Raw genomic sequence first — 15,960 nt, 5'->3', positions numbered from 1 at the left:
TAATCTACCATCATTTTTTTATTTTACATAAAGGTTAGAGCCATAATATAGTCAACAATATCATTAATTTTTGTAATAAAAGAGAGCCGTATAATCTCTTTACTGGAAAATATTATTAAAAAAGACTGTTTTACTGGAAAAACATCCCTAACACCAAAGTATTATCTGCTTTTATTGGAAAATAAAAATAGAAAAAAACACGCGTAGTGGAAAATATTTGCACAAAACAATGTTTTACTGGAAAATAATGACTATTTTTGAAGTATAAAAGGAATTCTAATGGAAAATAACATACCAATCCATCTACAAGAAGTAATTTTTGCTTCAAGCGATACTGCAATAAGCAGACAATTAGGAAAATTGGAAGAAACAGGGCAAATAAAAAAAATTGCTCCACGTATTTATACATCAAATTTCAATGAGTCTGAAGAGGTAATTATTAGAAGAAATATTTTTACTGTTTTAGGAAAATTATATCCAGGAGCGGTATTAAGTCATCGTTCTGCATTAGAATTCAAACCAACTACGGCAAATCAAATATTTGTAACCTATACCTACACCAAGAAAATTGAGTTACCAGGAATAACCATTCGTTTCATGGAAGGAATGCCAGCGATTGAAGGCGACAATCCATTTTCTGGAGAATTATTCGTATCGCAACAAGAAAGAGCTTTTCTGGAAAATCTACAATCGTCTCGTCAAGTAGGACCTACTTCCAAAACCATTACCTTACCGGAAATAGAAAACAAACTGGAACAAATAGTACAGGTAAAAGGAGAAGAAGGACTAAACCAATTCAGAGACAAAGCAAGAGAAATAGCGGAGAAATTAGGGATGCAATCCGAGTTTGAAAAGCTAAACAAACTAATAAGTGCTTTACTCTCAACAAAACCTTCCAAAATACTAACTTCACCAATAGCAGTTGCCAGAGCTCTAGGAAATCCTTACGACAAACATCGCTTGGAATTATTCGAAAAATTGTTTGTCGAATTACAACAACAACCATATAAAGACAGACAAGACATAAATATCGAGGCCAATGCTTTTAGAAACTTTGCTTTCTTTGAAGCGTATTTCTCTAACTATATTGAAGGAACTATTTTTGAAATCGAAGAAGCCAAAAGCATCATTCAAACCGAAATACCAATTCCAAATCGTGACGAAGATTCACACGACATTTTAGGAACATATAAATTAGTAAGCAATCTAAAGGAAATGAGTACAACACCTTCAAATCCTGACGAATTACTAAACATTTTGCAATACAGACATCAAATACTGTTGGCAGCCAGAACCTCAAAAAAGCCAGGACAATTCAAGGACAAAAACAACCGGGCAGGAGAAACACATTTTGTTGACCATACTTTAGTTAGAGGAACTTTAATAAAAGGTTTTGATTACTACCAAGCGCTACAAGAACCATTCGCCAAAGCAGCTTACATTATGTTCATGATAAGTGAAATACATCCATTCTTAGACGGAAACGGTAGAATAGCCAGAGTAATGATGAATGCCGAATTAGTAAAAGCAAACCAAACACGAATCATAATTCCAACAGTATATCGTGATGATTATTTGGGAGCATTAAGGAGATTAACAAGAAACGATGATCCAGCAGTTTACATAAGAATGCTACAAAGAGCACAAGAATTCAGCGCAACACTAATTGCAAATGATATGGAAGCATTAGAAAATCATCTTACCCAAAGCAATGCCTTCAAAGAACATGATGAAGCAAAATTGAAAATAATAGACACTATCTCAAAAAGAGTGTAAGTTGAAAAATGCTTCGACTATGAAAAACGAAACTTTGACTTTTAACTTACACAGTTATTGAGATACTACCTTGATTACTAACTTTCTTCTTCATAATATATTTTATAAAATTTTCTTCCGACTTCGTCTGTTCCATTTTCAATCAGTTTTTTATCTCCATGTATATATATGTGAAAATTTTTATCCAATTTTAATACACTTTTAAAAACACGAGTTTGTTTCTTTACAGCTTTATTTGAAATTTCAAAATTTTCAGCAGGCGGGATTTCATTATCTTTCCTGAAATTTTTATCAAAATTTTGAAAAGATTCAATTAAACTATCATCTTCAAATACTTTTTTCTCAAATTCTTGTTTATCGAACTTTTCGTGATTTTTAAAATAATCTACAGAACGATTTAAAAAATCTATTTGATCTGTTTTAGTTACATCGAAATCTTGTAATAATTGTTTAGTAACAAATTGTTTCGCTATCCCCAAAAATTGCTGAGTTTGATGAAAATCATTTTTTATAGGCTGTACATTCAAAAAATGTTCTTTCCAGTATTGAGCTTCGGTACTACGATTGGTATTATCTACTACAGCAATTAAATAGCCATTTTCTTTTTGAATATTAAAAATTAGGCATCCTTTATCTAATTTATTAATATTCATCCCTTTTTCATCTTTTAAATTAAATCCGTCATTAGAACTACAAACTTTAAGAACAGTATCTTTATTTTCTGATTTAAATACACCTATGGCATCTGCTTGTTCTTCACCAATCTTACAATCTTTAAAGTATACCATTAATAATTCTCCAGCTTTAATCTGAGGATGTATACTCTTATCATATAAATAGCGGGCACTATTATGAGACTGTTCAACAAATGAATTATTATCTTCAAATACTGAACTAATAAATTGATACATTGGATTCAATTCAATTTTTGGTAAGGAATAAAAAGAAAACAGTTCTTCTAATTTGAAGTTAGTATCTACTAACTTTTTAAAATAATGCTCAATATCTCCAAAATTTGTAAGATCATCTGAAAAGCGAACTCCATCCCCATTGTTTTTATTTCCAACAAAATGAATAATTAGTTTATCCATTTCTCCTAATGTCATATCTTTCATTTGTTAACTCTTGTAAATATTATTTGGTATGAGTCCTTTTCCATCAATAAATTCATCTACAGTATGAAAATAAGATAATTCGTTGTCTATCCAGTATTCTTTAGACGCATGTTCAACCATAATAATTTGAAAATGCTTCTTTTTTTCCACCCTAATATAATCAACAAACGAATTTAGTAATGCAAATGCGTCAATTAGTTTTGCTTTATCATCGTTTTTCCCTTCGTAATATGGAGTACTAGGTTGATCTATAAATAAAAATTCTGGGATATGGTCTTGTTCAATATTTAATACATGTTCGTGTAATCCTAAATAGACACATAAATGCATAAACATATAGTTTGAGGCACTCCCAACATTATCTAAAGGAAATATTTGTCCGTCAGGAATTAATTGTAATATCATTTTATCACTATTAAACTCTACTCGACAACTCTTATATGCAGGCAAAGAGTCTAATAAGTTGAAATTTCTTTGAATACTTTGATTCAACTCTGTTTTCATCAAAAATTTTATTTGGGATGTTTCTTGTGGTACTTTTACTAATCTTTCTTTTTCCTCATTTAAGCTATTTAGTTTAATTTTATCAATAGGCTTGCTTACCTCTTTCTTCAATATCTGCTCATAGGCATACTTTATTTCACCAAGAACAATAAATTTCTCTCCTTCGGATTGATAATTTTTTTTTATTTCGTTCAGCTTAGCTATTTGCTTATCTATTTCTTGTATTTGCGTTCGTAATTCTTTCACATCTCCTGTAACTTTCAGAGGTTCTGTGATTTTTTTTGAAAGATTAGCCTTTATGTTTTTCAAAGAAGATTCTAATGATTCTACAAACAGTTTTGTTTCATATGAATCTACCAATTGATCTGATAATTGCTGACTCAGAAACTCTATAGGTTGCAAGCTATCAGCAGACTTATTAAGGTTTTTTTTATATAGATCATATTCTTTTTGATATTGACTTATGGCATTAATTTGAGCTTGTATTGCATTTCTACTTTTGTACAAAGCATCAACTTCAGAAAATAATTTTGAATTTTCTGCAACCTTTTTTGTATTGGCAATCGTTTCTTTAATCATCAATATAGCATCATCTACACTGTCGATAGATTGGGAATATTCAATAAACTTATATGATTTACATTTTTCGACTAGTTTAAATATTTCTATTTCAAAATTTTTGATTTTATTCTGATTTCCTTTTTCCTGATTTTGAATTGCTTTCAACCCAGCTTCAATTTCTTGTAAACGTTCAATGGCTTTGATATTCTCCATATCATTTACTCCAATAACTAAATCGAAAATATGATTTAACGCTTTGTCGTATTCTTCTTTTCCATAAAATGTAGTATCAAAATACGTTTCTGGCGCATCAATAATAGTTTGCGTTAATGAGTTAAAAAGCAAAAAGTGTCGATATGAAATATTAAATGTTGTTTTACCTAATCCTTTTCCATAAGGAAATCTTAAAGCATCACTAATTCCAAATTCCTCATCTAAAATTGCTTTAATTTCTGCAACTTCTTTGTTGCCCTCAGGATTATCAGGGAAACCATCTAAATTAAAAAATACATTAGAAGAAACAGAGCCATAGCTTGGTGTTTTTCGAACTATTGATATTTCTTTTTCATTTACTGTAAATCGAATTCCAAACCATAAAACTTTGTTTATGATTTCAGTTGGAATGGTTACTTTACCTGATAAAAGACAATAGTCTATTATATTCCAAAAACTTGTTTTACCAGTAGTTGAATCTCCAGTTATAACATTTACTTTATCGGCTAAAAAATGATAGCTTTTAGGTTCTGCATTTTCATCCTTAAACCAAAGCTTTATTTCGTGAAGTATAAATTTCATAATTGTATTTTTAGGATTTTGTAGAGTTGGATGGTACTATGTTTTTCCAACATTAATAAAAACTTAGGAATAACTTCTTCTATTTTAGCAAACCTATCTCCTAGGTTTTTGTTCTCTAAATTTAGAATGGCATTATTTTCTATTTCACTTCCTAAGCTTACTTGATTACTATTGTTTAGTAATACCAAAGAATTAATAGCGACTGGTAATAATGACAAATACCTTTTATTGAAAGATGTAAACAATCTTGATTGTTCTTTTATCAGTTGCTCTAATTCTAATTCATTATCTAGGTTTCTTGATAAATAACTAACCGTTCTATCATCCAATAAAAATGGTAAAATCAAACACGAACGAGCAATGTCCAATTTCTCAACATTATTTATAATTGACAAAAAAATACAACTTGCTATTGCTTCGTTGTTATATACGTAGTAAATTTCTTTCATTTGTTTTTGTATTTATTTTCCCAATCAAAATGCCAGCCTATTTCAAGGTTATCGGATAGAGAGTAATAATGTCCATTACTAAATTCAACACCTAAAGCAGAAAATCCAGGTATGGATAAATCTTGCTTTCTGATATAATCAACTAAATCAAGAGCCAAGTTTTTGACATCATCTTCTAAGTCATTAAGAAACGCCCCAGCACTTACTTTTCTCTCTATTTGTCTATATTTTGATTTAAATTCGTTTGTCCATATTTGAATACTGTTATTTTTAAATTCCTTTATATCGGTAAGTAAAATGAAATTTTCTTCTTCAGACCAATAAGTAAAATGGTTTAAAAACTTAAGCATTTGAGTAGTGTAATCTCTAATATCATTTGAACCGGTTTGTATTTCTCCTATGTCAAGCAATTGCTTTATGAAAATTTGATTTTCTAAATCATCTGGTAATAGAACAGGAAATTCTCTTCTAGGTAAAGGCTTAATTTCTGTTACAACTTTAAAACATTTACCAAACTTCTTAGCAAAATCTTCACTCGAAATCTCAAATTTCTTTCGATCCTTAATGTCTAAATATTTTGCCATATTCAAATTTGAAGATAAGCTTTCAAATATTGGGTCAACTAAATCAGCTTGATAATATTTTTCTAAAATTCTATTCTTGATCTTTTTTATTATTCCGTCATTATCAGTTTCTATGACTAATTTTTTCAAGAACAGTTTAAGTTTATTTTTACTGATCTTACCAAAATTTTTAATATACTTCTTTAAGGTTTCATCTTGGGTTTTCTTTTCCAATTCATTTATTTTCAAAACTACTTTATCAATATCATTATCGAATTTGAATAGAGTCAATGTAGTTATAAAATCATTATTGTTTTCGCTTTTATTGGTAACTAAAATGAATTCATTCTCATTGAGAAAGCTAGATTTTTTCTTATCTGCATTAATAAAATCAGTCCAATTGTTTAGTGTTTTCCATAGATCAATATCTAAAGTAGTTAGATTCTGTATATCCCCTTTTGCATTCTTTACAATCGAATGTTTTGTCTGATACAAGATTGTTGTTCCGTCTTGCTTGTCAATATGGACATCATCTTTAACTTCAAAACCAATCTTTTGTCCTTGTTTAAGATCAATTGCTAAGTACATGAAGTAATAGAATTGATAATCAAATCCTATTGCTATTGGTCCGGCAGTATGTTGGTCTTGAATTGTACTCATAGATGAAAGTTAGTTTTTAACAAATGTAAATTATTCTTTATTAATATGATTGATTAGAATAAATTACTTGAAAGATTTACACTATAGATTTAATCCAATTTTTCACTACAGTTATATGTTTTGGACTTAATACAAAGTGTATATTTTTCTGCTAAAGAAAACATAACTAGATTAGAAATAACTAAAAAAAGACTGTAAAGCATTGAAAATTTATAATGAAAATCATATTTATTTTATTACTTTGCATCCGTTCCTTGAAGATCCGCTTAAGATTTTGATTTCGCCTGCTGTACTCGGTTGGCAGTCTCAGAATTATTTTTGAGGCTAAAAGTTAGATAGTTATTTTTTCTATGATTTTTAATTACTCTTGGTTTTATCTATTTTTTTTATTTTGTCTTTATTTTATTTTTATATTAATATTTTAAGGGTTTCATAAACAAAGAAAACACAGCGGACTTCGGAACATTTTCAAACAATAAATGAAATTAGATCAAACCTTAATAGATTACATCAATACTACTTTTCATGAAATGAAAAGTAAAGACGATTTTTTATCGTTACTGAATTTTGTAAAAAAAAAGATCTATGGAGAAGATACTCATCCTTTTGAAATAAAGAATATAAACTATTATATAAGTTCGAAAAGTAAGCAAAATAGATATACCAGATTTGTAATAAAGAAAAAGTCGGGTGGGGATAGGACAATACATTCTCCTGTATCAGGTTTAAAAGCTTTACAAAAATGTATTAATCTAATATTCCAAAGTACTTATAAAGTTAATCCTGCCGCAACCGGATTTGTAATTGGCAAATCTATAGTTGATAATGCAATTGTACATTCAGGAAAGAATTATGTTTTTAATCTTGATTTAAAAGACTTTTTTTCAAGCATTGATCAAGCACGGCTTTGGGGTAGATTAAAAGTAGCTCCTTTTAATTTGAACGAGCAAACCGGACGTCTTGAACTAGCTAACATTATCGCTTGTTTATGCTGTCATGAAATGGAAGTTGAACGATTTGACACTATTAACAATCAATGGAATAAAGTTATAAAAAATGTTATCCCACAAGGAGCTCCAACTTCTCCCACGTTAATCAATATTGTTTGTCAGCGATTGGATTACTATTTGTTGGCGGTTGCTAAAAGATTTTCCTTAAATTATACAAGATATGCTGATGATATAACGTTTAGTTCTGACCATAATGTTTATCAGAAAAATGGTGAGTTTATTGCTGAAGTCCAAAGAATTATTGAAAAAGAAAATTTTAATATTAAAGATTCCAAAACACGTTTACAAAAAAGAGGCTATCGTCAGGAAGTAACTGGTTTGGTAGTTAATCATAAACCGAATGTACATAATAACTATATTAAGCAAATTAGACATTGGATATATGTCTGGGAAAAATTTGGATACGAGTATGCTTCAAATTTTTTTATCAAGCAATATTTAAAAGATAAAATCAATCCTAAAACTAACACACCAGATCTTTCTAATGTTTTAAGTGGGAAACTAAATTATTTAAAAATGATTAGAGGATTTGACAATTCTACTTATATAAAATTAAATGATCGATTTGAGTTGTTATTAAATATAAGCATACAAAAAAATGAAAATATTGTAGCTGATCAATCAACATTATTAGGGATGCCCGAAGTCGAAAACAACGAGAATTTTAAGCTACCTGTCTTACATACACCAAAAGAATTGGTTAGAATACTAAATAAGTTCACCTTAAACAATAGTGCTTTAAAGTACTCAACACATAATTGGGATGCTGGACAAGATGAAGACATTTTTAAAGATTTACCTGATTTTCTTAAAAAGGCCAGTAAAGAATTCAATCCTGTGAGCGAATATTTGAAAAGCCTTAAAAAAGAATTACATGCTAAAATTATGTCCTTCCTTTTTAATGAGAAAGTTGGGGAAAAAGGCTGGGGTATTTACCGAGTTAAATTTGGATGGAGTTCACCCGAGCTTTTGAAAGAAATGCAGATCAGTGATATAAAACCTGAAAATTTTACTTTACCACAAAATGCACAATTTAGATTAGAAACTAATAGAGGAAATGAGACAATTCAAAAGTTCAAACAAGTAATTGATATTTTTAAAAATGAAATAGAAATTAGAGATGAAAATTCAATACTGCAAGATCTGCTTCTGGAAAAACACGATAAACATTTAAATGGTTTCGAAATCAAAGAAATGCAAAACTTAGAAAATACAAATTTCTTTACAGACGTCGATTATTTCAGTAGAGCACTAACTTTAATTTTTGAAAACATTCAGAAAAGACCCGAGCATAGATTTGTAAGCTATATTCTCGTGGATGAACCGGACAGCAATATCTTAGAAATAATACATCATGGTTCAACAGCTAAAGGTAAATCTATAAAAGATAAAAAACTAAGCTTGGAAAGTGGAGATTTTGGAACGATAAGCATGCACTTAAGAAACCTTTGTGAATGGAGTATAGAATCTGAATTTAAAGAAGGTCCAATAAGAATAAATTTTTTAGACTCCGATAAAGACACTCCTCCTTACGTAAAAATAGATCAAGTAGATGGTTTTAAATATATATTTAAGTTTTATAAATAATTATCATGAAAATCGCATTAGTAGAGGATCGAATCGGAAGAATGAATCAATTTATTGATATCGACATCAAGTCAATTGAAAATATACAAATAATTACCGAGACGGATTTGTCCGATTTAAAAATAGACTTAGATCAAGGAATTACAATTAAGCTCGATATGTTTGACTGCCTTATATTTCACAGGTCAGCTTTGACCAATACGCAGCGCGAAATCATTAAAACTTATTGTAAAACTAATAAAAAAGCACTTGTTTTCTTCTCAGGTGGTATATCTTCTAGTTTTTACAATGATTCAACATTTCCGTACCTTCTTATAAATTCAAAAGATTTATATTCTAACAATTTAAAAATGTTCAGCGATCATTCAAACCAGCATAACATTATAAATTTATTAATTCTGCAATATGGTGCAAAATGGAAAACAAATCAATTATTACTAATCAAAGAAAATCTAAACTTAAGATTTCAATTAAAAACAATTAAAAGAATAACAGATTTGAAAATTCCAAAAAACCAGATCAAGGATTTTGATTTAGATTGGTTAGATAAGGGTGACTTTTTAGAAATCAATGAAGATCAAATAAAACAATTCAAATTAACCTTGGACAAACTAATCTACGATTCAATATGAACAAACTGATAGTCCATAGTCAAAATACCGCTTTGAATACCGAGGAGTATTTTAAATTTGACGAGCAATTTGTCTTTAACATCGATTCCGATATCTCTGATGTAGATTTCTATATTCACGATCAAATTGTAAATAAAGAGTTAGGACAAAAAATTAATCAAAGCGATATAATATTTATAAAGGTTGGTTTGACACAGAACTTTATGGAATATTACGGCATACGTTTAGCTTGCCACATAAGAATGACTAACAACTTAAAAGGAAAAAGTAATATTCCAATAGTTCTTATTAGTCAAGAGTCTTGTCAATTTTTAGGTATTACTGGTGAATTATCAGAAATACTATTTACTGAAGGTGTCTATTTAATGGAAGATAATTCAAAAGATTTAAATAGATACATCAAACTTTTTAATGAAAACAAGTTAAAATCATTAACAAATATTGATGATTTTTTATTCAAAATGAAAATTAAGCCTTGCGCTGAATATGATTCACATCATGCCATCGCAAATGAATGGAGTTTACTTAGATGGTCTCAAATTTTACAAATAGGTGAATCTGATGAATCATTTGCAAGAATTAAGCAAAACACCGAAGGCTTACTTTATTATAAATATCTTTCTTTAAAAAATCCAATTTCACTTGAAACATCTCCTCCTAATATTAACTTCAAAGGAAAGGGAAAAATTTTATACATTGATGATGAATGGAACAAGGGATGGGATACAATTTTTAAACATGTCTTTAAAAGCAATTTATCCTATCAATTTAAAACTCTTGAATATGATTTTAGCGACAAAGAATTTTCTGTTGGAGGTCCATTTATTAAATCAAAGATAGAATCTTTTGATCCTGATATTGTAATTTTAGATTTGCGACTATTCAAGGAAGATTTTGATAAAGATAGGACTCCTGAGAATATCTCTGGTTTTAAAATTCTGGAAGAAATAAAAAGAAAGAACCTCGGCATACAAGTTATTGTATTTACGGCCTCAAACAAAGTTTGGAATTTACAGAAGTTACAACTTACCGGAGCAGAGTATTTTATACTTAAAAATTCTCCAGAAAATATTATAACTTCGGATTCAACATCGGATTCAATAAAAAATTTCAAAGAGAGTATTGAAAAAGCTTCAGAAAAAGCATTTATAAAAAATCTTATATTAATATGTAATGAAATTTCTGTGTTTCTAAAGAAAGCAAACACTTCAGATAACTCAGATTATGAATTTCTTATTAAAAATCTCAAGGGCCAATTAAAAGTTTGTGTATCTGCATTAATGCTAATAAACATAGAGCGTCCTGTAACAATTGACATTGCTTTTCTTTCCTTCTATAATTTTCTTGAACTTTTCAAAGATTATTATCTAAAATACGAAAATTACAGATATCGGATTGGATTCGAAGAGGTTATTATGTATAAATATGAATTAAAAGGAAGCACTTTAATTAAAGGTGAGCCTTATATAAAAGAGAGTAGCTCTTTTGACGCTGGATTGTCCTTTTTTTTAACTGCCCTTTTTATTGATTATTTTGAAATTGATGCTTCACCATATTTAAAAAGTAAATCTATTATTGAGTTAAGTAAATCTCGAAATAATTACTTTCATGGGAGTAAAAAGAATTTTACTGTAGAGGAACTAAAATTAATTACTCGATTAATTTTTGATGCCTGTTCGAAACTAAAAGAATAAAGCTCATAAAAGCTAAATATTCAAATTGAAGATAGAGAACAATCAAGCTACCTTAAATTTATTTAAATTTATCAAACCCTCTATAAAATGGTTTAGAATTGTCCAGACATAACTGATATGGTGGATTTAACCTAAAAATAATCCATAAAATTCATCCTTGTCGAATAGATAACTTTTTCAAATCATGGATAAAATGGTTCGTAAATAGGTTCGTATGGCCCACCAAGAAACTCCTTAAGTAATTAAGGAGTTTTTTTATATCTAATTTTCGGATTAGCACAAAAAAGTTCTCATCTATCTTTCAAATAATCCAATAGTTCCGCCCACCCAGTCTTTATCTTTATTGTATTTTACACCAATCATTTCTCCGCGACTCAAACGCACTAAATTGCACAAAAGAGTAGGAGAAGTATCTTCTTTTTTCCAGGTACAAAGCATTCTCACTTCGGCTTTTACTTTTCCGTCAGGCGATTGAATAATAGGTAAATAATTGACTTTTTTCTGAAGAATATACAGTTCTTTATCAACAACAGCTTCTATATCTTCTTTTTTTACATGGAAAATCACGCCTGAACCTGAGAACGAGAAAAGAGGTTTCAATATATAATTTTCTAAGTCTTCCGGAATTTCTTTTAAATCACTTAACAGCGTAGTTTCAATAAAATATTTTCCTTTAAGCAAAGGCAAAATAAACTTACTGATTCTGAAAAACCAATTGGGATGTCCAGCCCATTCTACGTCCAATTCATCCGAAAAACTAAAATTCAATTTTAAATCAGTGCGTAAATCCAATTCGTCAAAAATGACTCTATTGTAAATGCGTTTTACTAAAACTTCGTCTCCATTTTCATTTTTATAAAATAACTGATTGCCTTTTTTAATCAAATCGGTGACACATACAAAAGGAATTCCGAGGTCTCTTTTGCAATAATAAAAATCAATTTTTGTGTTTTGTTTTTCGGGTTCTATTTCCAGTAGAATAACATTTTCGTTGGGATGGTTGTTGCAAAAAACAGCCTCCAAAGTTTTCAAATACTCCTGTGGTGTAGTATCATTCAGGAATGGTGTTAACTCTTTAAGAAAAGGATATTGCTTTTTAAATTTCTCAAATAAATTAACCTGATAATTAAACAAAGAAGGAAAACCCTGTACCTCAATTAATTTAGGAATTGTTTTTCCGTCCTCTTCGCAAATTCCAAAATCGATAGCTAAAAAAGTACTGTGTTCGTCTTCGTTTGGAACTTTATTGTTTAATTCTAATGCTTTATCTGTGAGTTCTTTGAAGTTACTTTGTTGAATTAAATTTATAACATCATTACAGCCTTCGATAAGTTGTTCTTTTAATTCGTTGGAAATAAAAAAAGGGGTTTCTCCTAATCGAAAAGTCGGGTTATAATCAAAATCAGTTGCAATATCTTCTTTTAAAGCCTGGTATTTTTCTTCGGTAAATTGTTCGTTAAATAATTTTCGATATTTAGAAATCATATAGATTTAATTATTAAAAAATTGGAACACAGATAGTATTAATTGGATAAATAAAAAGAAATTTATCTTCATTTGCTATAATTTCCTTAATCTGTTCAATCAGTGTTTCAATATTTATAGTAGCACAATAATTTATTTAATTTGACATGATTTTTTTAGATTTCATCAGGTCAGTAATGGCAGAACGAAGAAAATTAGGAATCAAAGTCTCGTTAGTTCGATATATTTTATCATCGTCAACTAAGTCTTCGAGCATATTTCTGAATTTTCGTTTGCCTTTCATTTTTCTTATTTTGTCTTTTACTTCTTTATTTCTCAGATGTGACAGAAAACTAATGGGATCAGCTTCAGGATGAAATTGTGTTCCCACCAAATGATCTGTAAAACGTACCGCCATGATGGCTCTTTCGTATTGCACATGATCTCTTATTTTTTCCAGAGAAATGATTTTTGCGCCTTTTTTAGCAAAAACACTCAATTTTGGTTGAACTACCTGATAATCTCTGGAGTCGATAGCATAAAATGGATCAGATAAACCTTCGAATAACAAATCTTTGAGACCGTCTTTGGTTTTATGAATGGTCATTACACCAAACGAGGTGTCGTTTCGTTTTGTAATTTCGGCCAAACCAAAATGCTTGCAAGCCATTTGAAAAGAATGACAAATAAAAAGAACGTGTTTTTTTATCGGATTTTCAGTATTCCATTTTACAATGGAATCTATAAAAGCATAATATTTTTTGTCCCATTCGCCATCTCCTTCTAACGGATTTCCGGGACCTCCGGAGGAAATATAAATATCAAACTGATCAATTTCGGGCAACTCACATTTTCCTCTGACATCAAATATTTTGAAACATACAAAAGGGGCAAATCGGTTAACAACATCAATAATACATCGCATTCCCTGATTAGGTTCGCCATTGTACATGTCTAATATTGCGACTGTTATACTTTTCTTTTTCATAAATCCCACTTTTTAAAATAATTATTCAAAGATAAGTTATTATTTTATAAGCCTTTAGTAAATTCTGAAGTTATAAAATCAACCACTTTAGTAAGGTCTTTTGTTTCTTCAAAAATGGCCAATTGTTTATCGGCTCCGGTACCGTTTTTCAGGATTTGGTGAGCAAAATTAATGTGTTCTCTACTGCCTAATTCATCCACAACATCTTCAATAAAATCAAGTAATTCCAAAATCAACATTCTTGTTTCAACTTCTTTTTGAAGTCCAAAATCAATCATTTGTCCTTCAATTCCATAACGGGCAGCACGGAATTTATTTTCTTTTATCAATGCTAATCGGTAAATATTGAAACTCATATTTTGTGAATTTATACGATACAATTTGGCTACAACTGCCTGAATTATAGAGACAATACACATGGTTTCTTCAACCGTTAAACTCATATCGCAAATGCGAAATTCTATGGTATCATAGAAAGGATGTAAACGCAAATCCCACCAAATTTTCTTTGGATTATCAATACAGCTAGTTTTAACCAAGGTTTCCAGAAAATTATCATAGGAAGATAAAGAATCAAAATATTCAGGCAAACCAGTTCTTGGAAACTTATCAAAAACCTTTGTTCGGTATGATTTATAACCCGTTTGTCTGCATTCCCAAAAAGGGGAATTAGTAGATAAAGCAAAAATATGCGGTAAAAAATAGCAAGCCTGATTGATTAATTGTAAACCTATTTCGCGATTTTCAATCCCCACATGACAGTGCATTCCAAAAATCAGATTAGAACGAGCTGCATCCTGTAATTCGTTAATAATGTTGTGATAACGGGGATCGTCTGTTATGGGTTGATCCTGCCATTTTGAAAAAGGATGCGTTCCTGCTCCACCCACAATAAGTCCCTGTTTATCGGCTAATTCAACAATTTTTGTCCTTAAAAACTTAATCTCACACTCAGCTTCCTTGACATTTTTACAAACATTAGTTCCGACTTCCACAACCGATTGGTGCATTTCGGCTTTTACCTGTTCATTCAATAATATTTTAGCTCCATCAACAATTTTTGACAAATGGGAGCGTAGATCTCTGGTTTCGGGATCTATAATTTGGTATTCCTCTTCAATACCCAGTGTAAAAACAGGCAATTTCTTCATTTAAATTATTCCAATTATTTATTTTAATCCAACAGCATCTTTCATAAATGTTCCCCAGGTAAGGTTAATTTTTCCCGGTTTTTGTTTTTTTGCTGCTGATATCGCCATTTTAGCGGCTTCTTCAACAACCCATTCAAAGTTTTCAGCTCCTACCGAATTGATATCGGCATCGGGAGCAGGATTTCCAAAATCGATAGCATACGGAATTCCATCACGGACAGCAAATTCCACGGTATTAAAATCGTATCCCAAACCTTTACAAAGACGAATAGTATAGTCTTTTATGGTAGCCAATAACTTTTTATCTACTGGTGGCCCGTCAAGTACATAACGCAAATGTGGCTGATTTCTAGGTTCGTATTGCATGATTTTAACCGCTTTACCACCCAGACAATACACTCTGAAATATTCGGTAAAAACAATTTCTTCTTGTAACAACATCACCAACTGTCCAGTTTCCCTGTGTTTTTCCCAAAGCTCTTCTTTGTTTTCCAGTCGATATACATTTTTCCATCCACCACCGGCATAAGGCTTCATATAAGCCGGGAATTTTACATAGTCGAAAATCCCTTCCCAATCCAATGGAAATTTCAAGTTTCTAAAGGAATTAGAAGTCGTATCTGTAGGATGTTCTGCCGACGGAAGAATTACCGTATTAGGCAACGGAACTCCAAGTGTGTCAGCTAAGGCATTATTGAAAAATTTATCATCAGCACTCCACCAAAAAGGATTATTAATCACATTAGTGCCTGTTAGGGCAGCATTTTTAAGAAAGGCGCGGTAAAAAGGAACGTCCTGCGAAATTCGATCAATAATTACAGCATATTCACCACCTTTGTTTTGGATAACCTTATCGATAGAAACGGCTTCGGCCACAATGTCTTTTTCATTTTTTGAATTAACACGGTCAATAAATGCTTGCGGAAAGGTGTCTTCCATTCCAAATAAAATTCCAATTTTTTTCATTTTAATAATATCGATTAATAGCGTATAATTTTTTCTTGTTTAGAA

12 protein-coding genes are annotated in these 15,960 nt (G+C 30.2%); 4 read left to right on the top strand and 8 right to left on the bottom strand.

Translation table 11 applies throughout. The features are described from left to right. Window positions 1-279: 279 nt before the first annotated feature. Window positions 280-1,776: a Fic family protein gene (locus tag FDM27_RS08015; RefSeq protein ID WP_140485879.1), complete on the top strand. Its 1,497-nt coding sequence runs from the start codon at window positions 280-282 to the stop codon at window positions 1,774-1,776. Between the two features lie 77 nt (window positions 1,777-1,853). Here FDM27_RS08015 and FDM27_RS08010 read toward each other — a convergent pair whose 3' ends face one another. Genes FDM27_RS08010 through FDM27_RS07995 form a run of 4 tightly spaced genes read right to left on the bottom strand, consistent with a single transcriptional unit; the run spans window position 1,854 to window position 6,423 of the window. Then, on the bottom strand, window positions 1,854-2,891 hold the full coding sequence (locus tag FDM27_RS08010) for a nucleoid-associated protein (protein ID WP_140485878.1): 1,038 nt from the start codon (window positions 2,889-2,891) through the stop codon (window positions 1,854-1,856). Between the two features lie 3 nt (window positions 2,892-2,894). Further along, on the bottom strand, window positions 2,895-4,751 hold the full coding sequence (locus FDM27_RS08005; RefSeq protein WP_140485877.1) for a DUF3732 domain-containing protein: 1,857 nt from the start codon (window positions 4,749-4,751) through the stop codon (window positions 2,895-2,897). Beyond that, a complete protein-coding gene (locus FDM27_RS08000; RefSeq protein WP_140485876.1) occupies window positions 4,748-5,200 on the bottom strand; it encodes a DUF6521 family protein in 453 nt (150 codons plus the stop codon). Before FDM27_RS08000 ends, FDM27_RS08005 begins: the two co-directional genes overlap by 4 nt. After that, window positions 5,197-6,423 (bottom strand): hypothetical protein, encoded by a 1,227-nt coding sequence (locus FDM27_RS07995; protein ID WP_140485875.1) that lies wholly within the window; start codon window positions 6,421-6,423, stop codon window positions 5,197-5,199. The genes FDM27_RS08000 and FDM27_RS07995 overlap by 4 nt, the downstream gene beginning before the upstream one ends. 479 nt (window positions 6,424-6,902) lie before the next feature. On the opposite strand from FDM27_RS07995, the gene FDM27_RS07990 reads away from it, so the two are divergent. Genes FDM27_RS07990 through FDM27_RS07980 form a run of 3 tightly spaced genes read left to right on the top strand, consistent with a single transcriptional unit; the run spans window position 6,903 to window position 11,346 of the window. Further along, window positions 6,903-9,020 carry a reverse transcriptase family protein gene (locus tag FDM27_RS07990; RefSeq protein WP_140485874.1) on the top strand — a complete coding sequence of 706 codons (2,118 nt, stop codon included), beginning with the start codon at window positions 6,903-6,905 and terminating at the stop codon, window positions 9,018-9,020. A gap of 5 nt (window positions 9,021-9,025) precedes the next feature. After that, window positions 9,026-9,652 carry a hypothetical protein gene (locus FDM27_RS07985; protein WP_140485873.1) on the top strand — a complete coding sequence of 209 codons (627 nt, stop codon included), beginning with the start codon at window positions 9,026-9,028 and terminating at the stop codon, window positions 9,650-9,652. Next, window positions 9,649-11,346 carry a response regulator gene (locus FDM27_RS07980; protein ID WP_140485872.1) on the top strand — a complete coding sequence of 566 codons (1,698 nt, stop codon included), beginning with the start codon at window positions 9,649-9,651 and terminating at the stop codon, window positions 11,344-11,346. The genes FDM27_RS07985 and FDM27_RS07980 overlap by 4 nt, the downstream gene beginning before the upstream one ends. A gap of 294 nt (window positions 11,347-11,640) precedes the next feature. Here FDM27_RS07980 and FDM27_RS07975 read toward each other — a convergent pair whose 3' ends face one another. The 4 genes from FDM27_RS07975 to FDM27_RS07960 all read right to left on the bottom strand — a co-directional run bounded on the left by FDM27_RS07975 (window position 11,641) and on the right by FDM27_RS07960 (window position 15,915). Continuing rightward, complete coding sequence (locus FDM27_RS07975) at window positions 11,641-12,831, bottom strand: hypothetical protein (protein ID WP_140485871.1); 1,191 nt, start codon at window positions 12,829-12,831, stop codon at window positions 11,641-11,643. 136 nt (window positions 12,832-12,967) lie between these two features. Beyond that, window positions 12,968-13,798 carry a type 1 glutamine amidotransferase gene (locus tag FDM27_RS07970; RefSeq protein WP_140485870.1) on the bottom strand — a complete coding sequence of 277 codons (831 nt, stop codon included), beginning with the start codon at window positions 13,796-13,798 and terminating at the stop codon, window positions 12,968-12,970. Between the two features lie 44 nt (window positions 13,799-13,842). Continuing rightward, on the bottom strand, window positions 13,843-14,949 hold the full coding sequence (locus FDM27_RS07965) for a carboxylate-amine ligase (RefSeq protein WP_140485869.1): 1,107 nt from the start codon (window positions 14,947-14,949) through the stop codon (window positions 13,843-13,845). Between the two features lie 18 nt (window positions 14,950-14,967). Then, on the bottom strand, window positions 14,968-15,915 hold the full coding sequence (locus tag FDM27_RS07960; RefSeq protein ID WP_140485868.1) for a RimK family alpha-L-glutamate ligase: 948 nt from the start codon (window positions 15,913-15,915) through the stop codon (window positions 14,968-14,970). Between the last annotated feature and the right edge of the window lie 45 nt (window positions 15,916-15,960).

This window comes from Flavobacterium sp. GSA192 (genome assembly GCF_006386525.1).
Taxonomy (GTDB): domain Bacteria; phylum Bacteroidota; class Bacteroidia; order Flavobacteriales; family Flavobacteriaceae; genus Flavobacterium; species Flavobacterium commune.
The sequence above is the reverse complement of the archived record's forward strand: the minus strand, read 5'-3'. Positions and strand labels throughout refer to the sequence as shown.

What these genes read in the sequence shown, in the direction of transcription:
- FDM27_RS08015 (WP_140485879.1), top strand. Translation starts at nt 280, where the DNA reads ATGGAAAATAACATACCAATCCATCTACAAGAAGTAATTTTTGCTTCA.
- FDM27_RS08010 (WP_140485878.1), bottom strand. Translation starts at nt 2,891, where the DNA reads ATGAAAGATATGACATTAGGAGAAATGGATAAACTAATTATTCATTTT.
- FDM27_RS08005 (WP_140485877.1), bottom strand. Translation starts at nt 4,751, where the DNA reads ATGAAATTTATACTTCACGAAATAAAGCTTTGGTTTAAGGATGAAAAT.
- FDM27_RS08000 (WP_140485876.1), bottom strand. Translation starts at nt 5,200, where the DNA reads ATGAAAGAAATTTACTACGTATATAACAACGAAGCAATAGCAAGTTGT.
- FDM27_RS07995 (WP_140485875.1), bottom strand. Translation starts at nt 6,423, where the DNA reads ATGAGTACAATTCAAGACCAACATACTGCCGGACCAATAGCAATAGGA.
- FDM27_RS07990 (WP_140485874.1), top strand. Translation starts at nt 6,903, where the DNA reads ATGAAATTAGATCAAACCTTAATAGATTACATCAATACTACTTTTCAT.
- FDM27_RS07985 (WP_140485873.1), top strand. Translation starts at nt 9,026, where the DNA reads ATGAAAATCGCATTAGTAGAGGATCGAATCGGAAGAATGAATCAATTT.
- FDM27_RS07980 (WP_140485872.1), top strand. Translation starts at nt 9,649, where the DNA reads ATGAACAAACTGATAGTCCATAGTCAAAATACCGCTTTGAATACCGAG.
- FDM27_RS07975 (WP_140485871.1), bottom strand. Translation starts at nt 12,831, where the DNA reads ATGATTTCTAAATATCGAAAATTATTTAACGAACAATTTACCGAAGAA.
- FDM27_RS07970 (WP_140485870.1), bottom strand. Translation starts at nt 13,798, where the DNA reads ATGAAAAAGAAAAGTATAACAGTCGCAATATTAGACATGTACAATGGC.
- FDM27_RS07965 (WP_140485869.1), bottom strand. Translation starts at nt 14,949, where the DNA reads ATGAAGAAATTGCCTGTTTTTACACTGGGTATTGAAGAGGAATACCAA.
- FDM27_RS07960 (WP_140485868.1), bottom strand. Translation starts at nt 15,915, where the DNA reads ATGAAAAAAATTGGAATTTTATTTGGAATGGAAGACACCTTTCCGCAA.